Origin of the sequence: Pseudomonas granadensis (assembly GCF_900105485.1) — a bacterium.
In the GTDB taxonomy this organism is placed as follows: Bacteria; Pseudomonadota; Gammaproteobacteria; order Pseudomonadales; family Pseudomonadaceae; genus Aquipseudomonas; species Aquipseudomonas granadensis.
This window is the reverse complement of the sequence record NZ_LT629778.1, coordinates 4,194,766-4,214,474: the sequence shown is the minus strand read 5'-3', so window position 1 is coordinate 4,214,474 and position 19,709 is coordinate 4,194,766. Positions and strand designations below refer to the sequence as shown.

16 protein-coding genes and 1 pseudogene are annotated in these 19,709 nt (G+C 60.8%); 8 read left to right on the top strand and 9 right to left on the bottom strand.

Features of this window, described 5'->3' with window-relative positions:
• Positions 1-220: 220 nt before the first annotated feature.
• On the top strand, positions 221-1,651 hold the full coding sequence (gene sbcB / locus BLU52_RS18680) for an exodeoxyribonuclease I (protein WP_090285674.1): 1,431 nt from the start codon (positions 221-223) through the stop codon (positions 1,649-1,651).
• Positions 1,652-1,747: 96 nt separating this feature from the next.
• On the opposite strand, the gene mvaT is transcribed toward sbcB, so the two are convergent.
• Positions 1,748-2,125 carry a histone-like nucleoid-structuring protein MvaT gene (gene mvaT / locus BLU52_RS18675; RefSeq protein WP_085689457.1) on the bottom strand — a complete coding sequence of 126 codons (378 nt, stop codon included), beginning with the start codon at positions 2,123-2,125 and terminating at the stop codon, positions 1,748-1,750.
• 334 nt (positions 2,126-2,459) lie between these two features.
• On the opposite strand from mvaT, the gene purU reads away from it, so the two are divergent.
• Positions 2,460-3,308 carry a formyltetrahydrofolate deformylase gene (purU, locus tag BLU52_RS18670; protein ID WP_090285672.1) on the top strand — a complete coding sequence of 283 codons (849 nt, stop codon included), beginning with the start codon at positions 2,460-2,462 and terminating at the stop codon, positions 3,306-3,308.
• Between the two features lie 84 nt (positions 3,309-3,392).
• Positions 3,393-3,569, top strand: coding sequence for a hypothetical protein (locus BLU52_RS26840; protein ID WP_167359906.1), 177 nt, complete (start codon positions 3,393-3,395; stop codon positions 3,567-3,569).
• Here BLU52_RS26840 and BLU52_RS18665 read toward each other — a convergent pair.
• The 5 genes and pseudogenes from BLU52_RS18665 to BLU52_RS27340 form a co-directional block, all read right to left on the bottom strand.
• On the bottom strand, positions 3,553-4,551 hold the full coding sequence (locus tag BLU52_RS18665; protein WP_090285669.1) for a lysylphosphatidylglycerol synthase transmembrane domain-containing protein: 999 nt from the start codon (positions 4,549-4,551) through the stop codon (positions 3,553-3,555). The two genes, BLU52_RS26840 and BLU52_RS18665, sit on opposite strands and share 17 nt — an antisense overlap.
• Positions 4,548-5,324, bottom strand: coding sequence for a DUF2334 domain-containing protein (locus BLU52_RS18660; protein ID WP_090285665.1), 777 nt, complete (start codon positions 5,322-5,324; stop codon positions 4,548-4,550). The genes BLU52_RS18665 and BLU52_RS18660 overlap by 4 nt, the downstream gene beginning before the upstream one ends.
• Positions 5,317-6,408 (bottom strand): glycosyltransferase family 4 protein, encoded by a 1,092-nt coding sequence (locus tag BLU52_RS18655; protein ID WP_197677984.1) that lies wholly within the window; start codon positions 6,406-6,408, stop codon positions 5,317-5,319. The genes BLU52_RS18660 and BLU52_RS18655 overlap by 8 nt, the downstream gene beginning before the upstream one ends.
• 284 nt (positions 6,409-6,692) lie before the next feature.
• Positions 6,693-7,457, bottom strand: coding sequence for a methyl-accepting chemotaxis protein (locus BLU52_RS27345; RefSeq protein WP_394508230.1), 765 nt, complete (start codon positions 7,455-7,457; stop codon positions 6,693-6,695).
• Positions 7,458-7,598: 141 nt separating this feature from the next.
• Positions 7,599-8,438, bottom strand: a pseudogene (locus BLU52_RS27340) (HAMP domain-containing protein); the annotation flags it as partial.
• 330 nt (positions 8,439-8,768) lie between these two features.
• On the opposite strand from BLU52_RS27340, the gene BLU52_RS18645 reads away from it, so the two are divergent.
• The gene (locus BLU52_RS18645; protein ID WP_090288620.1) at positions 8,769-10,256 is read left to right on the top strand and encodes a helicase HerA-like domain-containing protein; all 1,488 of its coding nucleotides are present in this window, start codon (positions 8,769-8,771) and stop codon (positions 10,254-10,256) included.
• 104 nt (positions 10,257-10,360) lie between these two features.
• Here the strand turns inward: BLU52_RS18645 and BLU52_RS18640 are convergent, their stop codons facing one another.
• A complete protein-coding gene (locus BLU52_RS18640; RefSeq protein WP_090285657.1) occupies positions 10,361-10,816 on the bottom strand; it encodes a DUF721 domain-containing protein in 456 nt (151 codons plus the stop codon).
• A gap of 307 nt (positions 10,817-11,123) precedes the next feature.
• Between BLU52_RS18640 and secA the strand changes: the two genes are divergently transcribed.
• The 4 genes from secA to BLU52_RS18620 all read left to right on the top strand — a co-directional run bounded on the left by secA (position 11,124) and on the right by BLU52_RS18620 (position 16,930).
• Entirely contained in the window at positions 11,124-13,859 is a 2,736-nt protein-coding gene (gene secA, locus BLU52_RS18635) for a preprotein translocase subunit SecA (protein ID WP_090285654.1), read from the top strand.
• Between the two features lie 122 nt (positions 13,860-13,981).
• Positions 13,982-15,199 (top strand): bifunctional glutamate N-acetyltransferase/amino-acid acetyltransferase ArgJ, encoded by a 1,218-nt coding sequence (gene argJ, locus BLU52_RS18630; RefSeq protein ID WP_090285651.1) that lies wholly within the window; start codon positions 13,982-13,984, stop codon positions 15,197-15,199.
• Between the two features lie 154 nt (positions 15,200-15,353).
• The gene (locus tag BLU52_RS18625) at positions 15,354-15,986 is read left to right on the top strand and encodes a glutathione S-transferase family protein (RefSeq protein WP_090285648.1); all 633 of its coding nucleotides are present in this window, start codon (positions 15,354-15,356) and stop codon (positions 15,984-15,986) included.
• A complete protein-coding gene (locus tag BLU52_RS18620; protein ID WP_090285645.1) occupies positions 15,983-16,930 on the top strand; it encodes a Nudix family hydrolase in 948 nt (315 codons plus the stop codon). The genes BLU52_RS18625 and BLU52_RS18620 overlap by 4 nt, the downstream gene beginning before the upstream one ends.
• A gap of 112 nt (positions 16,931-17,042) precedes the next feature.
• Here the strand turns inward: BLU52_RS18620 and BLU52_RS18615 are convergent, their stop codons facing one another.
• Positions 17,043-17,627: a cob(I)yrinic acid a,c-diamide adenosyltransferase gene (locus BLU52_RS18615; RefSeq protein WP_090285642.1), complete on the bottom strand. Its 585-nt coding sequence runs from the start codon at positions 17,625-17,627 to the stop codon at positions 17,043-17,045.
• Positions 17,628-17,630: 3 nt separating this feature from the next.
• Positions 17,631-19,667 carry a sensor histidine kinase gene (locus BLU52_RS18610; protein WP_090285639.1) on the bottom strand — a complete coding sequence of 679 codons (2,037 nt, stop codon included), beginning with the start codon at positions 19,665-19,667 and terminating at the stop codon, positions 17,631-17,633.
• Between the last annotated feature and the right edge of the window lie 42 nt (positions 19,668-19,709).

Below are 19,709 nucleotides of genomic sequence, written 5' to 3'. Positions count from 1 at the left end.
CCGGTTCGGGTGCAAGTGAGGCCGATGCTAGCAGCCTCTCGGGGGAAAACGACATAACTATGTATTGCACTGCATGTAAAAGCCGCTGGTTGAAAATCCCACAGGGAAACGCATTTGCAGCTGTAGGAATCTGGAGAAATAACTGTTCGAGGGCTTCGAGGCTGGCCGTGGCAACCCGGGAGCGCCTAGACTTCGCCGATCTTCAGCTCAGGAACCGCCCGTGACTTCCATCTTCTGGTACGACTACGAAACCACTGGCATCAATCCGCGCAACGATCGCCCGTTGCAGGTGGCCGGGATTCGCACGGACCACGCACTCAATGAAATCGACGAGCCGGTCAACCTCTATTGCCAGCCGAGCGACGACATCCTGCCGCATCCGGCGGCGTGCGCGATCACCGGCATCACGCCTGGCCAGCTTGCCGAAAAAGGTTTGAGCGAAGCCGATTTCATGACCCGCGTGCACGCGCAACTGGCGGCACCGGGCACCTGTGGCGCCGGCTACAACACCCTGCGTTTCGATGACGAAATGACCCGCTACAGCCTGTACCGCAATTTCTTCGACCCGTACGCTCGAGAATGGCAGGGAGGCAACAGCCGCTGGGACCTGATCGATGTGGTGCGCGCCGCCTATGCTTTACGCCCCGATGGCTTGGTCTGGCCGACCGACGACGAGGGGCGGGTGACGCTCAAGCTCGAACGCCTGACCGCCGCCAACCAGATCGATCACGGCCATGCTCACGAAGCCTTGTCGGACGTGCGCGCGACCATTGCGCTGGCCAGGCTAATTCGCGAAAAACAACCGAAACTCTATGACTGGCTGTTCCAGTTGCGCAGCAAACAGAAAATCATGGACCAGATTCGCCTGCTGCAACCGCTGGTGCATGTTTCCGGGCGGTTCTCGGCGGCGCGCAGTTATGTCGGTGTGGTGCTGCCTCTGGCCTGGCACCCGAAAAACCGCAACGCCCTGATCGTCTGCGATTTGCATCTCGACCCGCAGGGATTGCTGGATCTGGATGCGCAAACCCTGCGTCAGCGTTTGTACACACGCCGTGACGAGCTGGCAGAGGGCGAGCTGCCAGTGCCGCTCAAGCTCATTCATGTCAACCGTTGCCCGGTGGTGGCCCCGCTTGCAGTGTTGCGTGCGGAAGATCAGCAGCGTCTGGGCCTGGACATGGCTTTGTATCTACAGCGCGCACTGCGGCTAACTGACGCACAACAAGTCTGGAAAGATAAAGTTGTCGAGATTTATGTCGCTGAAGATTTCACTCCCAGCGAAGATCCGGAACAACAGTTGTACGACGGATTTATCGGTGATCGCGACCGGCGCCTGTGCGAGCAAGTGCGAAATGCCGACCCGGCTCAACTGGCACAAGAGCAATGGCCGTTCGATGATGAACGTTTACCTGAATTGCTCTTTCGATATCGCGCACGCAACTTTGCCGAGACCCTGACGGGCGAAGAGCAACAGCGCTGGCGAATATTTTGCCAGCAGCGTTTGACCCTGCCTGAATACGGCGCGCCGAATACCTTGCAATCTTTTACCGAGGCCGCCGAGCAGTGGGCAGTTAATGCCACACCGTTGCAGAGAGAGGTACTCAATGACTGGCAAAATTATGTCCAGGCATTGCGCAAACGTTTGGATCTTTGAATTCGAACATGCCCGGGTTTAAATGCCAGGCATAAAAAAACGCCAGCGTCCGCTGGCGTTTGTTTTTCACGGATTGCTCTGCGAAAGGCTTGCGGATTAGCCCAGCAGGGTAGCCCAGCCTTCAACCACGTCACCGCCCCACTTGGCTTTCCACTCTTTCAGAGTCTTGTGGTTGCCACCTTTGGTTTCGATGACTTCGCCGTTGTGCGGGTTTTTGTATTGTTTAACTTTGCGTGCACGCTTGGTGCCGGTAGTTTTCACTGCGCCGCCACGTGGTGCCTTGGTTTTTGCTTCCGGATCCAGCAGCGCGATGATGTCGCGCAGGGATTTGGAGTATTCGCCCATCAGGGTGCGCAGTTTGCCTTCGAATTCCAGCTCGGCTTGCAGTTTGTCGTCTTGCGACAGGTTCTTCAAACGAGCTTGCAGCTCTTTGATGGCTTCTTCGGTGGCGCGATATTCGTTGATCAGGGACATGGTTACTACCTTGGTGAAGTGTTGAATGGCAGGGGGACAGTGTCGCAATAATAGTCAGGGTGTTTCATCAAGTAAACATTTAACCAAGGTTTTTATTTGAATTAGTTACGAGAAACTGCCGACTTTTGAATATTCCGTTAAATAATGTGATCGGCTCGTCACCGATATTCACAGTTGCCTGATCGAATGCCGCCTCAGCGTTTGAGTGGTTGACGTTGAGTGCCAACTAAAGGCGTAGCGCCCGCCGTGGCGAGGCCGGGTGCCGATCACTACTGCAGTTTTCCCGCGCAGTCGCTAGAATGGCGGCCTTTGCGAAGTTCTGGAGTTCCCCCTCATGCGCACTTTTCGTCTGGTGATCTCTTGCCCGGACCGCGTTGGCATCGTTGCCAAAGTCAGTAATTTTCTGGCCTCTCATAACGGCTGGATCACCGAAGCGAGCCACCACTCCGACAATCAAGTGGGCTGGTTCTTCATGCGTCACGAAATTCGTGCCGACTCGCTGCCGTTCGGTATTGAAGAGTTGCGCGAGAAGTTTGCGCCGATCGCCGAAGAGTTCTCGATGGACTGGCGCATCACCGACACTGAGCAGAAAAAGCGCGTGGTGTTGATGGCCAGCCGTGAGTCCCACTGTCTGGCGGACTTGCTGCACCGCTGGCACAGCGACGAACTGGACTGCGAAATCTCCTGTGTGATTTCCAACCACGACGACCTGCGCAGCATGGTCGAGTGGCATGGCATTCCTTATTACCACGTCCCGGTCAATCCGCAGGACAAGCAGCCGGCGTTCGCCGAAGTGTCGCGGCTGGTCAAGCAGCACGACGCCGAAGTGGTGGTGCTGGCGCGCTACATGCAGATCCTGCCGCCCGAGTTGTGCCGCGAATACGCGCACAAGGTCATCAATATTCACCACAGCTTCCTGCCGTCGTTTGTCGGCGCCAAGCCGTATCACCAGGCCTCGCTGCGTGGCGTGAAACTGATCGGTGCGACTTGCCACTACGTCACCGAAGAGCTGGACGCCGGTCCGATCATTGAGCAGGACGTGGTGCGCGTCAGCCACAGCGACAGCATCGAAGACATGGTGCGTTTCGGCCGTGACGTCGAGAAGATGGTCCTGGCCCGCGGCCTGCGCTATCACCTCGAAGACCGCGTGCTGGTGCACGGCAACAAGACTGTGGTGTTCTGATCAAACCAGCGGGCTTGAAAAAAGCAGGGTCTGGGCGTTGAATCGCTCAGGCCCTTTTTTATTCCAGCCACTCGGAGCAAGCCGATGAGCGATCCACTCGACAAAGCCACCTCCAAAGCCCCGGCGACTTTGGGCGAAGGCTGTTTGAGCCGCTACGACCCGGAGGACATGAACCCTGACGACGGTACGGAGTTTCCCGGGGCCGCCGAGTTGTGGGAACAGCTTCAGGATCAGCAGGACGACGCTAAGAAGCCTGCCTGACGTTCATCAGCTTCTTCAGCAACGGCCGGCCCAGCATCAACACGAACACCGGGCCACCGATCAACAGATAGAAGTAATACGTCACCACCCGCCAGATCAGGATCGCTGCCGCTGCGGTGGATTTGCCCACCATCGGCGCCAGCAGCGCCGCCGAGGTCAACTCCGCCGCCCCGGCGCCACCCGGCAGCAGGCTGAACTGCCCGGCGCCCAGCGAAAGCATCTGTATCAGAAAGCTCCACGCCCACTGCAAGTCCGCGCCCAGCCCGCGCAGCGCCAGATACAGCACGCTGTAGCGCAGCAGCCAGTGCACGCAAGTCAGGGCGAAGACCTTGATCAGGGTTTGCCAAGGCAACTTCAGGGTGTCGGTGAACGCGGCGAGAAAATGCAATAACTTGCGCGCCCAGCGCCGCCGCGTGCGCGCCGTGACGTTCATGCCGGCCAGCAATCGCCCGCTGAGGCGAATCAATGCGCGGTGATAACGCGCGATCAGCACACAACTGAACAACCCGCCAAACAGCGACACTGCACTGAGCATCAACAGCCACTCAAGACGATCGCTCAGATGCTGGAACAACGCATAAATCAGGATGCCGCTCAGGGCACAGAGAAAGAACAGCAGATCGCTGAGCTGATCCATGGCAAACACCGCACTGCTGCGCGCCGGGCGTACACCGAAGCGCGCCAGCAAGGCCATGATGGTCAACGGTCCGCCGCTGCCGCCGGGGGTGGCGCAGTAGGCGAATTCAGCAGCCATGACCACGCCGAGGCTCTTGATCGGCGGCACCTGGCCACGCTGGTCGCCCAGCAACAAGCGCAAACGCAGGGTGTTGATGCCCCAGCAGAGCAGAATCATGCCGAACATCAGCAGCAACCAGCGCAGCGGGAAGCTTTGCAGGCGCGCCCAGGTTTCGCCACCGCCGAGCACGACTGGAATCAGCACCGCGACGAGCAGGCCGATCAGCAATAACAGGCTGCGTTTCATGCGGCGCTTTCCATTTGCATACGTTGTCGAGCGAGCCAGTTGACCTTGGTCAGCGGTTCGCGTCCATCCGCCAGCAGGCGTTCAAGGGTTTGCAGCCAATAATTGCGAGAGAAGGGGTGGCGCATGTCCACCGGGTGCAGGCCCAGGCGAATCACCGGCGCCTGACGCCAGCGCTGTTCGCGTTGATCGCTGAGCACTTTGGACAAACCACGCCGCCAGGCACTGCGCGCGCTCCACACCAGGCCCGGTGCGTCGATGGCGGTGAAATCCGGCAACTGATAAATATGCTGCGGATCGCTGGTGTACTGCAACGGCAACTCACGCAATGCCTGGCGCGTACCGTCGCTCATCAGCCACGCCGGGGCGACGAAACCGTGCACCGGCCAGTCATGACGCTGGAACACTTCCAGACCGGCGTGCAGGCGCGAGAGCGCGGCTTCTCGGGACAAACGATAAAACTCGCCTTCGTGGGTGTAGATACGGCGCATGAACCACTCACGCGGTGTCGTCGGGTTTGGTTCCTGATCGTCGTGATAGTAACCGTGCAGGGCCAGTTCATCGCCCCGTGCCAGCCGCTCGTCAAGCAAGCGGCCAAACGTCGGGTGAGCATCAAGGGCATTGCGCCGATGAAAATCCGGTACCACCAGCCACGTCATCGGCACTGCACACATGGCATCGACCGCTTCGACAAACGGCTGATAATCCGCCCAGGTTTCCGGCGCCACGTCATGCAAGACCAGCAGTACGGCGCGGCGATTGTTCGATTCAGCCATTGGCCACCTTGGGAATCGCGTGGCCGAGTACGGCGTGATAGTGACTGAGCAGACTGTCGACCACATTGTCCCAGGCGTAATGCTGCTCGACGTGCTGGCGCGCTTGTCGTCCAAGATTTGCGCAGCCGCGACTGAACAGTTCGCGCACGGCATTGGCCATTGCCTGCGGGTTATTCGGCGCACAGAGCAGGCCGCAGGATTCATCGACGATTTCTTCGAAGGCTCCCGCGGCCACGGCAACCACCGGAATGCCGCAGGCCATGGCTTCGAGAATCACCAGACCGAAGGTTTCCTGGTCACCGGCATGCACCAGTGCGTCGGCGCTGGCCATCAGTTGTGCTACCCGCGCCGGTGGGCAGAACTCGTCAATGACGCTGACATTGTCCGGGACGATGGCCGGCATCGACGAACCGACCAGCAGCAAGTGATAACGCGGGCCGAGGCGCTTCATGCATTTGAGCAGCACCGGCAGATTCTTCTCCTTGGAACCGCGCCCGGCGAAAATCAGCAGGCGTGTGTCCTCGGCGATGCCCAGTTCCGCACGCAGATTGCGCTCGCACGCGCCGGGATGGAAGGTCTGCAGATCAACGCCCAGCGGCTGCACGTAGACGTTGCGCACGCCCAGCCCGGTGAGCTTGTCCGCCATCACTTGGCTGGGGGCCAACACACGGTCGAAGTTGCCGTAGAGTTTGGTTACGTAAGCCTCGACATTCGGCGTGACCCAATGGCCCATGCGGTTGCCGACCAGCAACGGCAGGTCCGAGTGATAAAAACCGATCACCGGCACATCCAGCTGCCGCCGCGCATCCAGCGCCGCCCAAGCGGTCAGGTACGGATCGCCGACTTCGATCAGATCAGGCTGCAAATCCTGCAGGACGTTGCGCCATGGCGCCAGCCGTAGCGGGAAGCGATAGCCCTTGCCGAAGGGCAGGGCCGGGGCCGGAACGCTGTAAACGCCGTCGTTTTCGCCATAACGGGCGCCGGGAATCAACAGGCTGTGGCGAATGCCGGATCTGCCCGTCAACCGACGGTGCTTGGCATCCAGATAAGTCCGCACGCCGCCGCTGGCCGGGGCGTAGAACATGGTGATGTCGGCGATATGCACGGTGATCGTCCCTCCGCTGCTGGGTTCTCCCTTGTTGACCTTTATCGAGAATGGATGTTCGGTCGGGATTGCGCGGTGGGTTTGAGGAGCGCCCTCACCCTAACCCTCTCCCGGAGGGAGAGGGGACTGATCGCGTTGGATGTTCGATCCAAGTCGACCTGGCGGTACGAGTCGAACTCAGGTTTGAAAAGCTTGAAGATCTGCTCCCTTTCCCCTCGCCCCCTTGGGGGAGAGGGCTGGGGTGAGGGGGAGGCTCTTGATCTTCAGATCCTGAAGCTGCCCACCAACTGCTTCAGCCGCGCAGCCTGCTGCTCCAGGTCCGAACAGGCACGCAAGGTCGCCTGCAGGTTTTCCACGCCTTCCTGATTCAGCGTGTTGATCTCGGTAATGTCGACGTTGATCGACTCGACCACGGCGGTCTGCTCCTCGGTCGCGGTCGCCACCGACTGGTTCATGCCGTCGATTTCGCCGATGCGCTGGGTCACGCTGTTCAAGCGCTCGCCGGCGAGATTGGCGATCTCGACGCTGTCCTGGCTGTGGCGTTGACTGTCACTCATGGTGCTCACCGATTCACGGGCGCCAACTTGCAGTTCCTCGATCATGGTCTGCACCTGCTGCGCCGATTCCTGGGTGCGGTGGGCCAGATTGCGCACTTCATCGGCGACCACGGCGAAACCACGGCCAGCCTCGCCGGCGCGCGCCGCTTCAATTGCCGCGTTGAGCGCCAGCAGGTTGGTCTGCTGGGAAATGCTGGTGATCACTTCGAGAATCTGCCCGATGTTCACGGTTTTGCTGTTCAGCGACTCGATGTTGCTGCTCGATGCACTGAGCATGCTCGACAGCCGGTTCATTGCTTGAATGCTGCGTTCGACCACTTGCTGGCCATCTTCGGCGAGACCGCGCGCATCGCTGGCCTGATTCGACGCCTGCGCGGCATTGCGGGCGATTTCCTGCGCGGCGGCGCCGAGCTGGTTGATCGCTGCCGCCACGCTGCTGGTGCGCGAGGCTTGCTGATCGGAGTTGTACATCGACGAGTTCGAGGCCGCGACCACGCGCAGGGCGACTTCGTTGACTTGCCCGGTGGCCGACGAAACTTCGCGGATCGAGCCGTGAATACGCTCGACGAAACGGTTGAATGCAGTGCCCAGCACGCCAAACTCATCGTGGTTGACGATGGTCAGGCGCTTGGTCAGATCGCCTTCGCCGTCGGCGATGTCTTCCATGGCGCGGGTCATGACGTGCAGCGGCTGAATCAGGATGCGGATCAGCATGCCCAGCAACGCGAGAATGATCGCCACGGCAATCACCGTCGCGATCACCGCCGAGGTGCGGAATTCACTGAGCATCGCGAACGCCTGATCCTTGTCCACCGACAAGCCGATGTACCAGTTCACCGAGGGCAAACCCTTGATCGGCGCGAAGGTGACGATGCGGGTCTTGCCATCGACGCTGACTTCGCTGAAGTCGCTGCTGATGCGCGGCGTGTCCTGCGGATAGGCTTCTTTGAGTGACTTCATCACCAAGGCCTTGTCCGGGTGCACGAGGATCTTGCCGTCGGCGCTGACCAGAAACACATAACCCATGCCGTCGAAATCCCGCGCGGCGAGGGTGTCGACCAGCGATTGCAGGCTCAGATCACCGCCGACCACGCCGACGCTCTGGCCGGCCTTTTTCGAGGCGGTGGCGATGGAAATGATCAACTGGCCGGTTGCCGCATCGATGTACGGCTCGGTCAGGGTCGAGGTGCTGCTGCTTTCGGCGCCCTTGTACCAGGGACGAACGCGCGGATCGAAACCGTCCGGCATTTTCGTGTCGGGACGGATGGTGAAATGGCCGGTGGCATCACCCAGGTAGGTGGCCATGAACGTCGAGGTCAGGGTTTTCTGCTCGAGCAGGCTGGCGACGTTGGCAGGTTCCGGATTGGCGGCGATGTTCTGGGCGGCGTTCTCGATCAGCAGAATGCGGCCGGTCAGCCAGGTCTGGATATTGCCGGCGGTGACCTCGCCCATTTCTTCGAGGTAGCTGTTCAAGTCATCGCGGATCGCGTTGCGTTGCAACCAATCGTTATAAAGAGTGAACGAGGCGAAGGCGGCGATGACGACGAGGGCGGCGGCAAGCAGGATTTTATGGCTGAAGCGCAGATTTTTGTTCATGGCTTGGGGTTCCGCTAAGGTCTTAATGTCCCGGGCGTGCTTTTATAGAGGCACGTGAAACGGGCAAGGGTCAAAAAAAGCTGATATTTCCGTCTCTCCTTAGGGAAATGTCCGGCTGACCCGGGTCGGGTCTCTCAACCTTTTTATCGGCCATGCAGCATCAAAGATTAACCATTGGGTGACAAAATGCCTGACTCCTCGCAACTCGTAATCGGCGCCGATCCGGCTGGCCAGCAGACTGCTCAGGCGATGCGCCTGGCGAACCGCCACGGCCTGATCGCCGGCGCCACCGGCACCGGTAAGACCGTCACCTTGCAGCGCCTGGCCGAAGCGTTCAGCGACGCCGGTGTCGCGGTGTTCGCCGCCGACATCAAGGGTGACCTGTGCGGCCTCGGTGCCGCCGGCAATCCACAGGGCAAGGTCGCCGAGCGCATCGCCGGGATGCCGTGGCTCAACCACACACCGCAGGCGTACCCGGTGACCCTGTGGGATATTCATGGCGAATCCGGGCATCCGCTCCGTACCACGTTGAGCGAAATGGGCCCGCTGCTGATCGGCAGTCTGCTGGAACTCACCGACAGTCAGCAGTCGGCGCTGTACGCGGCGTTCAAGGTCGCCGATCGCGAAGGCCTGTTGTTGCTCGATATGAAAGACCTGAAAGCGCTGCTCAATCACCTCAAGGACAATCCTCAGTTGCTCGGCGAAGACGCGGCGCTGATGACCACTGGCTCCAGTCAGGCGCTGCTGCGCCGCTTGGCAACCCTTGAGCAGCAGGGCGCAGAAGCCTTGTTCGGCGAGCCGGCATTGCAACTGGAAGACATTCTGCAACCGAGCGCCGATGGCCGCGGACGTATTCATCTGCTCGACGCCAGCCGTCTGGTGCACGAAGCGCCGAAGGTCTATGCAACGTTCCTGTTGTGGCTGCTGGCCGAGCTTTTCGAGCAATTGCCGGAGCGGGGCGATGCCGACAAACCGCTGCTGGCGCTGTTCTTCGATGAGGCGCATTTGCTGTTTGGCAACACACCGAAGGCGTTGCAGGAGCGTCTGGAACAAGTGGTGCGGTTGATTCGCTCCAAGGGCGTTGGCGTGTATTTCGTCACCCAGTCGCCCGCCGATCTGCCCGATGACGTGCTGGCCCAACTGGGCTTGCGTATCCAGCACGGCTTGCGTGCGTTTACTGCCAAAGAGCAGAAATCCTTGCGCGCGGTGGCCGAGGGGTTCCGCCCGAATCCGGCGTTCGACAGCTTGTCGGTATTGACCGAGTTGGGGATTGGCGAGGCCTTGGTCGGCACGCTGACCGAGAAGGGCACGCCGGAAATCGTCCAGCGTGTGCTGGTCGCGCCGCCGCAATCGCGGATCGGGCCGCTCAGCGCAACCGAACGCACCGTGCTGATTGCCGGATCGCCGTACAAGGGCCGTTATGACAAACCGATCGACCGCGAGTCGGCGTATGAAATCCTCATGGGGCGTAAAGGCCTGGCGCCGGAAGCTGAAGCGCCCGCAGGCAAAGCGGCTGCCGAAGAACCGAGCCTGGCCGACCGGGCCGGGGAGTTCCTCGGCACCGCGGCGGGGCAGGCACTGAAGTCAGCCATGCGCCAGGCGGCCAACAATCTGGGCAAGCAACTGGTGCGCGGTTTGATGGGCTCTTTGCTCGGTGGCAGCAAACGCCGCTAAAACAATGAGTGAGCCTGCTCGCGATGGCGATGCAGCGGTCGACACTTGTAGTGACTGATCTACCGCTATCGCGAGCAGGCTCGCTCCTGCGGGGTTTGCTGATTTCAGGTTTTGGCCTTGGCGTGCGCTGCCAGTCGTTCCAGCGCCGCACGCAAACCCGGATCGCTGATCCCATTGGCCGTTTCCTGAATCGTCGCGGCGGCATCGGTCGACAGATCCATGGTGTGCCCGGTCGCGCCGCGCTGCACCGTCGGCGGCTGCACCTTGAACAGAATCCGCGTCAGGCTGGCGAACTCGTCGAACATTTGCAATTGCCGCTGCAAGCGTTTCTGCTGATAGCGCAAGCGTGTTGCCCAGTGGCCGTCGGTAACAATCAGCAGCAGACTGCCCTCGCGCCACGACGCCACATGGCAGTGTTCGCGGGCGGCGGGTTGTAGCTGGCTTTCGAGCAGACGTTGCAAATGTCCCAGCCGTTGGGCATGGCCGAGGATGGCTTTGAGCGGCTTGGCTTCGCGTAGCAGAACGGCGGGTGCTCTGGCCGTGAGAGGGCGAAATGCCATGATCGAACACCTGAAGTAACAGAGGCGCCATGGTAGCAGAAAGCTGCGGAACCACTCGCCCATTGCTTTTGTCCCTGCTTTGCTCATTAAATCAACGACTAACTTCTTGCCCGCGTGGCTTGAAGTTGAGCAAAACGCCCTTATTTCAAGTGAGCCCCGTCAAAGCGCAGTGCCAGCATCGTGGAACATCGCCACTTTCCTCACCACCGTTTCCGGGTAGAATGCTCGTTCGCATGCGGCCATGAGGGCTGCACGGGCGACTCACGGGGCCGCCCTCCATCCCTTTAGTGTGGAAGATCCTGCCGATATGTTTGCGCCTTTGTTAAAGAAACTTTTTGGAAGCAAGAACGAGCGTGAAGTCAAACGCATGCTCAAGACGGTGCAGCTCGTCAATGCCTTCGAAGAGCAAATGGTGGCCCTTTCGGACGATCAATTGCGCGCCAAGACTCAAGAGTTCAAGGACCGCATCGCCAAAGGGGAAACCCTCGACAAGCTGTTGCCTGAAGCCTTTGCCGTGGCCCGCGAGGCCGGCAAGCGCGTGATGGGCATGCGCCACTTCGACGTGCAACTCGTCGGTGGCATGACCCTGCACGAAGGCAAGATCGCCGAAATGCGCACCGGTGAGGGTAAAACCCTGGTGGCGACCCTCGGCGTTTACCTCAACGCACTGTCCGGCAAGGGCGTGCACGTGGTGACGGTGAACGACTACCTGGCCCGTCGTGACGCCAACTGGATGCGTCCGCTGTACGAATTCCTCGGCCTGACCGTCGGCGTCGTGACGCCGTTCCAGCCGCCGGAAGAGAAGCGTCTGGCGTACGCCGCCGACATTACCTACGGCACCAACAACGAATTCGGTTTCGACTACCTGCGCGACAACATGGCGTTCAGCATGGAAGAAAAATTCCAGCGCGAACTCAACTTTGCCGTGATCGACGAAGTCGACTCCATCCTCATCGACGAAGCGCGTACCCCGCTGATCATTTCCGGTCAGGCCGAGGACAGCTCCAAGCTGTACATGGAGATCAACAAACTGATCCCGCAGCTGGAACTGCACATCGAAGAAGTCGAAGGTCAGGTCACCAAGGCCGGCCACTACACCGTTGACGAAAAGACCCGTCAGGTCGAACTCAACGAAGCCGGTCACCAGTTCATCGAAGACATGCTCACCCGCGTCGGCCTGCTGGCCGAAGGCGAGAGCCTGTACTCGGCGCACAACCTCGGCCTGCTGACCCACGTTTATGCCGGTCTGCGTGCGCACAAGCTGTTCAACCGCAACGTTGAATACATCGTGCAGGACGGTCAGGTCGTGCTGGTCGATGAACACACCGGTCGTACCATGCCGGGTCGTCGTTTGTCCGAAGGCCTGCACCAGGCCATCGAAGCCAAGGAAGGTCTGAATATTCAGGCCGAGAGCCAGACCCTGGCCTCGACCACCTTCCAGAACTACTTCCGTCTGTACGAAAAGCTGTCCGGCATGACCGGTACCGCTGACACCGAAGCGTTCGAGTTCCACCAGATCTACAACCTGCCGGTCGTGGTCATTCCGCCGAACAAACCGTTGGCGCGCAAAGACTACAACGACCTGGTGTTCCTGACCGCCGAAGAGAAATACGCGGCGATCATCAACGACATCAAGGAAGGCATGGCCCAGGGCCGTCCGATCCTCGTCGGTACGGCGACCATCGAAACTTCCGAGCACGTGTCCAGCCTGCTCGCCAAGGAAGGCATCGAACACAAGGTCCTGAACGCCAAGTTCCACGAAAAAGAAGCTGAAATCATCGCTCAGGCCGGTCGTCCGGGCGCCCTGACCATCGCCACCAACATGGCCGGTCGCGGTACCGACATTCTGTTGGGCGGCAACTGGGAAGTGGAAGTCGCGGCGCTGGAAAACCCGAGCCCTGAGCAGATCGCGCAGATCAAGGCCGACTGGCAGAAGCGTCACCAGCAAGTGCTGGAATCGGGCGGCTTGCAGGTGATCGCTTCCGAGCGTCACGAATCGCGTCGTATCGACAACCAGTTGCGTGGCCGTGCCGGCCGTCAGGGCGATGCCGGTTCGAGCCGCTTCTACCTGTCGCTGGAAGACAGCCTGATGCGCATCTTCGCCTCTGACCGGGTGAAGAACTTCATGAAAGCCCTGGGCATGCAGCCGGGCGAAGCGATCGAACACCGTATGGTGACCAACGCGATCGAGAAGGCACAGCGCAAGGTTGAAGGTCGCAACTTCGACATCCGCAAGCAATTGCTCGAGTTCGACGACGTCAACAACGAACAGCGTAAAGTGATCTATCACATGCGTAACACGTTGCTGGCCGCCGACAACATCGGTGAAACCATCGCCGACTTCCGTCAGGACGTGCTCAACGCTACCGTCAGCGCGCACATTCCGCCGCAATCGCTGCCCGAGCAGTGGGATGTCGCCGGTCTGGAAGCGACGATCGAAAGCGACTTCGGCGTGAAACTGCCAATCCAGCAGTGGCTCGACGAAGACGATCATCTGTACGAAGAAACCCTGCGCGAGAAGTTGATGGCCGAGCTGATCGCCGCGTACAACGAAAAAGAAGATCAGGCCGGTGCCGAAGCACTGCGCTCGTTCGAGAAGCAAATCGTGCTGCGCGTACTGGACGACCTGTGGAAAGACCACTTGTCGACCATGGATCACCTGCGTCATGGCATCCACCTGCGTGGCTATGCGCAGAAGAACCCGAAGCAGGAGTACAAGCGCGAGTCGTTCACGCTGTTCTCCGAGCTGCTCGATTCGATCAAGCGCGACTCGATCCGTGTGCTGTCGCACGTTCAGGTTCGCCGCGAAGATCCGGAAGCCGAAGAGCAACGCCTGCGTCAGGAAGCCGAAGCGCTGGCCGCCCGCATGCAGTTCGAACACGCCGAAGCGCCAGGGCTGGATCAGCCCGAAGCGCTGGGTGAAGAAGTCGATGTCGCCCTCGCCACCGCGCCGGTACGCAACGAGCAGAAGCTGGGCCGCAACGAGCTGTGCTATTGCGGTTCGGGCAAGAAATACAAGCATTGCCACGGGCAGATTCAGTAAAACCCGTCGCACTCGCTGAACTACCCGCGCCGCGACCGGCTTCTGCCGTCGCGGCGTTTTGCCATTCACACCACCGTCGCTGCGAGTGGCGGTGCTGACATCATTGAGTAAGGAGCGCATTCATGGCTGTTGGTCTTGGTCCGTTGCCAACGTTGCACCCGGTTGCCGGTTTTGAACTCGGTATCGCCTCGGCCGGCATCAAGCGCCCCGGGCGCAAGGATGTGGTGGTGATGCGCTGTGCCGAGGGCTCGACCGTGGCGGGCGTGTTCACCTTGAACGCGTTCTGTGCGGCGCCGGTGATCCTGGCGAAAAAGCGCGTGCAGAATGCCGTGCGCTACCTGCTGACCAACACCGGTAACGCCAATGCCGGCACCGGCGAGCCGGGCCTGGCGGCTGCCGAGCGCACCACCGCGAAACTGGCCGAGCTGACCGGCGTCGATGCCAGTCAGATCCTGCCGTACTCCACCGGGGTAATCGGTGAGCCGCTGCCAGTCGAGAAGATCGAAGGCGCGCTGCAAGCGGCGCTTGACGATCTGTCGGAAAACAACTGGGAAGCCGCCGCCACCGGGATCATGACCACCGACACCCTGCCGAAGGGCGCCAGTCGCCAGTTCGAGCATGACGGCGTGACCATCACCGTCACCGGCATCAGCAAAGGCGCCGGCATGATTCGCCCAAACATGGCGACCATGCTCGGCTACATCGCCACCGATGCCAAAGTCTCGCGCGATGTGCTGCACAACCTGATGCTCGATGGCGCCAACAAGTCGTTCAACCGCATCACCATCGACGGCGACACCTCGACCAACGACTGCTGCATGCTGATCGCCACCGGCAAGGCTGCGCTGCCAGAGATCACCCGTGCTGAAGGCGAGCTGTTCGCCAAGCTCAAGCAAGCGGTGTTCGAAGTGTGCATGGACGTGGCTCAGGCCATCGTGCGTGACGGTGAAGGCGCGACCAAGTTCGTCACCGTCCAAGTCAACGGCGGTGGCAATCATCAGGAATGCCTGGACGTCGGCTACACCGTGGCCCACTCGCCGCTGATCAAGACCGCGCTGTTCGCTTCCGACCCGAACTGGGGCCGTATTCTCGCCGCCGTTGGCCGTGCCGGTGTGCCGGAGCTGGACGTGAGCAAGATCGACGTGTTCCTCGGCGAGGTATGCATCGCCAGCCGCGGCGCCCGTGCGGCGACCTACACTGAAGCGCAAGGCTCGGCGGTGATGCAGCAGGAGGAGATCACCATCCGCATCGAGCTGGGTCGCGGCGATTGCAGCGAAACCATCTGGACCACCGACCTGTCGCACGAGTATGTGAAGATCAACGCTGAGTACCGCACCTGATCCGAGACCGAGTCGCCTGCATCGCCAGCAGGCTGGCTCCCACAGGGATCTGTGTCGTTCACAAAACCCCTGTAGGAGTGAGCCTGCTCGCGATTGCGCCAGCCCGGACACCACTTATTTAGAGTTTTCCCTCTGACGAAAAGGCGCCACCACCATGTCCCTGCACCTGATCATCGGCGACAAACTGCTTTCCTCCTGGTCCCTGCGCGCCGCCCTGGCGCTGGAGCTGACCGGCGCACCCTACAGCGAAGAACTGATCAGACTCGGCAAGCCCGACACCCGCGCGCTACTGCTCAAGCATTCGCCAACCGCCAAGGTGCCGCTGCTCAAAACCACGCGCGGTACCATCGCCGATTCGCTGGCGATCGCCGAATACCTCGCCGAGCAATTCCCCTCCGAGCAGCTCTGGCCGAGCGATATTTTCGCCCGCGCACAGGCCCGCTCTGCCTGCGCGCAGATGCACAGCGGCTTCTTCGCCATGCGCAATCACATGCCGTTCAACCTCAATCACGACGCGCCGCTCGATCCGGTGCCGCCAGAAGTGAAGGTCGACATCGAGCGCATGCTCGCCTTGTGGGCGGAATGTCGTGCAGCGGCGACCGAAGAAGGGCCGTACCTGTTCGGTCGCGTAAGCCTGGCGGATGCTTTTTTCGCGCCGATCGCCGTACGCCTGCGCACCTATCAAGTGCAACTGCCGGCCACTGACGAAGCCTATGTTGAAACCGTCTACCAATGGCCTGCATTCAAAGCGTGGCAGAAGGCCGGACTGGAGGAATTGAAGCCGTGAAACGCGTTCACGTCGCCGCGGCGGTCATTCGTGACGCCAGCGGCAAAATCCTCATCGCTCGCCGCGCCGACACCCAGCATCAGGGTGGTCTGTGGGAATTTCCCGGCGGTAAGGTCGAGGCTGACGAATCGGTTGAAAGCGCGCTGGCGCGGGAGTTGAACGAGGAACTGGGCATCGTCGTTGGCGCTGCCCGGCCGCTGATCAAGGTTCGCCACGATTATCCGGACAAACAAGTGTTGCTGGATGTCTGGGAAGTCTCGGCATTCACTGGCGAACCGCATGGCGCCGAGGGCCAGCCGTTGGCTTGGGTCACGGCGAAGGAGCTGGTGAATTACGAGTTCCCCGCGGCCAACCAGCCGATCGTCGCCGCGGCGCGTTTGCCCGCCGAGTACCTGATCACCCCCGAGGATCTGGAAACCCCGGCGCTGCTGCGCGGGATCCAGAAGGCGATTGCGGGTGGCATCAAGCTGATTCAGTTGCGTGCGCCGAATGGCTACGACCCCAAGTACCGCGATCTGGCGGTGGATGCGGTCGGCCTGTGTGCCGGCAAGGCGCAATTGATGATCAAGGGGCCGTTCGAATGGCTCGGCGATTTCCCGTCGGCCGGCTGGCACATCACCTCGGCGCAGTTGCGCAAATACGCAGCGGCGGGGCGGCCGTTGCCGGCAGAGCGTTGGCTGGCCGCGTCGTGCCACAACGCCGAAGAGCTGGCGCTGGCCGAGCAGATGGGGGTGGATTTCGTCACCCTGTCGCCGGTGCAGCCGACGCTGACCCACCCGGATGCTCAGCCATTAGGGTGGGAACAGGCAGAGACTTTGATCGAGGGTTTCAGCAAACCGGTGTTTTTGCTCGGTGGAGTAGGGCCTGCGGAGCGGGACAAGGCCTGGAGTGTCGGGGCGCAGGGTGTCGCGGGGATTCGCGCGTTCTGGCCTGAGTCTCTGTAAAGGCTGATGGCCCCATCGCGAGCAGGCTCACTCCTACATTTGATCGCGTTTCTTCAGTTGGAATACGGTCAACTGTAGGAGTGAGCCTGCTCGCGAAGCGGACTTTCAAACGCTACTTATCCTGGGGTTTTGCCGCCGCCTGCCACAAAATCTCCGCCACCCCTTGCCGCCGCGCAATCAACCTTGCCGCAACAAACAGCAAATCCGACAACCGATTGATATACGCCAGGCCAACCCCGGCCAGCGGTTCCAGCGCATTCAGATGCTGGCAACGCCGCTCGGCACTGCGCGCCAGGCTGCGGCACACATGCGCTTGAGCGATGAGCATTGAGCCACCGGGCAAGATGAAATTCTCCAGCGGCCCCAACTCTTCATTCCACACGTCGATCGCCGCTTCCAGACGTTCGATTTCCGCTGCGTTCAAGGCTTGATATTCCGGCATTGCCAGTTCGCCACCCAAATCAAACAGGCGATGCTGACAGGGCGTCAACACCTCGATCAGCTCATTCAGCCCCGGGCAGCTTTCACGCTCGGCGATCAATCCGGCCAGCAGCACGCCGACCTGACTGTTCAGCGTATCGACTTCGCCGATCGCTTCGATGCGTGGATGATCCTTGGGCACGCGACGGCCATCGCCCAGGCCGGTTTCGCCGGTGTCGCCGGTGCGGGTGTAGATTTTCGACAGGCGAAAGCCCATGGGTTACCTCGGTAGTTGATGGTTTTCAGCGGCGATGGGTGTTGGCTGGGTCAGTGGCAGACGCAAGGTGAAACAGGTGCCCTGGCCCGGCGCGGACTGCACTTCCATCTGCCCTTTGTGATTGTTGGTGATGATGAAGTACGACACCGACAGGCCCAGCCCGGTGCCCTGGCCGATTTCCTTGGTGGTGAAGAACGGCTCGAAGGTGCGTTTGCGCACGCTCTCGCTCATGCCGATGCCGTTGTCTTCGACCTGAATTTCGGCCCAGGGCGGATTGAGTCTGGTGCGCAAGATGATGCGTCCCGGCTCGCGGTCGTCTTCGCGCTGGTGAATGGCTTGTGCGGCGTTTTTCAGCAAATTGAGCAGCACCTGCTCGAGCTCGTTGGCGGTGCCCGGCACCGGGCCGAGCGCCGGGTCGAACTGGCGGATGATCGCCTGGCCCTTGAAGTCGAAACCGATGGCCAGATCGAAGTCGTTGCCAGCGATTTCCACGGCTTGGTCGATCAGTGCCGGCAAGTCGCACGGGGCCATTTGCCGAGTGCTGCGGCGGCTGAAACTGAGCATGTGTGTAACGATTTTCGCCGCTCGCGCACCGGCCTGTTGAATGCCATCGAGCAGTTGCGGCACTTCGCGCCCTTGCAGGTAGCGGTTGACCGTGTCCAGTTCGATGCCCAGTTGTTCGGCGGTTTCCAGGTTCTTCGGCAGATCCGCGGACAGGCGTCGGCGGATGTTTTGCACGTTGTGCAGGATCGCCCCCAGCGGGTTATTGATCTCGTGGGCCATGCCGGCGGCGAGGCCACCGACCGAGAGCATTTTTTCCGACTGCACCATCATTTCTTCCAGCGACAGGCGCTGGGTGATGTCATCGATGCGGATCACCACGCCGCGCCCGGCACCGCCCATCAGCGGATAAAAGGTCAGCGCGTAGTGCTTCGGCTCTTCATCCTTGAACCAGGTGACCCGCTCGATTTTCGCCACGGTGTGCTGCTCGACGGTCTGCTTGAGTTGCGGCAGAAACGGCTTGAGCGGTTCGAAGGCAAGGAAGATCGGCTGGTTCAGCGCTTCGTCCAGACGCGTGCCGGAGAGGGCGCTGGCTTCCTGGTTCCATTGGGTGACGTAGAGCTGCTCGTCGAGGGCGATCAGCGCCGAGGGCATCGAGTCGATGATGCTGTTGAGGTAATTCTGGAAACCGGTGAGCTTCTTCTCGATCTTGCTGCGCACCTGGACTTCCAGTTCCAGTTTGCGATTGGTGTGGCGGGTTTCTTCCGCCAGCCCCTGGGCCTGATCGTAAGCCGCTTGCGAATCATCGCGGGCACGCTTGAGCTGCTGCTCGCGCGCTTCGATGCGCGACAGCATGGTGTTGAACGCCTCGGCCAGGCTGCCGATTTCATCGTGATTGCCGCGCGCGGCGCGCAAAGCGTAGTTCTCTTCACGCGTAACCTGCCGCGACAGCTCCTCGAGCTGATGGATCGGCCGGGTGATCAGGCGTTTGATCTGCCGGGCAATCACCAGCCACAGCAGCACGCTGAAAATCAGAATGCCAAGGCTTGCGGTCAACGTACCGGTGTAGAACGCCATCGGCAATTCGCTGCTGGCGACCAGCAACAGGTGGCCCGGTGAGGTGCCGGGACGGGGCAGGGTGATCAGTTGGTTGCTGCGAAACTCGGTCAATTGCCACGCCTCGACGTGGCGGTAATGCTCCGGCAGGCTGAGTTTGTCGCCGCGCTGCACTTGCGCCAGACGTTGCCCTTTGCCGTCATAGAGGGCGGCGGCGCGCAGCGGTGAATAGCTGTCGAGCTCCTTGAGCAGGCGTTCGGCACTTTGCGGAGATTGCAGGGCTTCGCTGACCAGGCTCGGGTTGGAGATCAGCCGGCCGATGGTCTGCAAGGCCTGCGGGGCCATGCTTTCCTGGGAGATGTAATAGGCGGCGCTGATGAAGGTCAGGTTGGCGACCAGCAGAACCGTGGTCAACAACACCAGCAGGGCAGCCAGTAATTTCTGGCCGACCGGCAGGTTTTCGAGGCGCTGGCGCAATGGCATCAGGTTTATCGCAGCAAAGGAACAAGTCGCCAGCGTAGCCGC

Bases quoted from the DNA above. Each gene is read 5' to 3' on its own strand.
- mvaT (WP_085689457.1), bottom strand. From the start codon at position 2,125: ATGTCCCTGATCAACGAATATCGCGCCACCGAAGAAGCCATCAAAGAG.
- purU (WP_090285672.1), top strand. From the start codon at position 2,460: ATGCGCACTTTTCGTCTGGTGATCTCTTGCCCGGACCGCGTTGGCATC.
- BLU52_RS26840 (WP_167359906.1), top strand. From the start codon at position 3,393: ATGAGCGATCCACTCGACAAAGCCACCTCCAAAGCCCCGGCGACTTTG.
- BLU52_RS18665 (WP_090285669.1), bottom strand. From the start codon at position 4,551: ATGAAACGCAGCCTGTTATTGCTGATCGGCCTGCTCGTCGCGGTGCTG.
- BLU52_RS18660 (WP_090285665.1), bottom strand. From the start codon at position 5,324: ATGGCTGAATCGAACAATCGCCGCGCCGTACTGCTGGTCTTGCATGAC.
- BLU52_RS18655 (WP_197677984.1), bottom strand. From the start codon at position 6,408: ATGTTCTACGCCCCGGCCAGCGGCGGCGTGCGGACTTATCTGGATGCC.
- BLU52_RS27345 (WP_394508230.1), bottom strand. From the start codon at position 7,457: ATGTACAACTCCGATCAGCAAGCCTCGCGCACCAGCAGCGTGGCGGCA.
- BLU52_RS18645 (WP_090288620.1), top strand. From the start codon at position 8,769: ATGCCTGACTCCTCGCAACTCGTAATCGGCGCCGATCCGGCTGGCCAG.
- BLU52_RS18640 (WP_090285657.1), bottom strand. From the start codon at position 10,816: ATGGCATTTCGCCCTCTCACGGCCAGAGCACCCGCCGTTCTGCTACGC.
- secA (WP_090285654.1), top strand. From the start codon at position 11,124: ATGTTTGCGCCTTTGTTAAAGAAACTTTTTGGAAGCAAGAACGAGCGT.
- argJ (WP_090285651.1), top strand. From the start codon at position 13,982: ATGGCTGTTGGTCTTGGTCCGTTGCCAACGTTGCACCCGGTTGCCGGT.
- BLU52_RS18625 (WP_090285648.1), top strand. From the start codon at position 15,354: ATGTCCCTGCACCTGATCATCGGCGACAAACTGCTTTCCTCCTGGTCC.
- BLU52_RS18615 (WP_090285642.1), bottom strand. From the start codon at position 17,627: ATGGGCTTTCGCCTGTCGAAAATCTACACCCGCACCGGCGACACCGGC.
- BLU52_RS18610 (WP_090285639.1), bottom strand. From the start codon at position 19,667: ATGCCATTGCGCCAGCGCCTCGAAAACCTGCCGGTCGGCCAGAAATTA.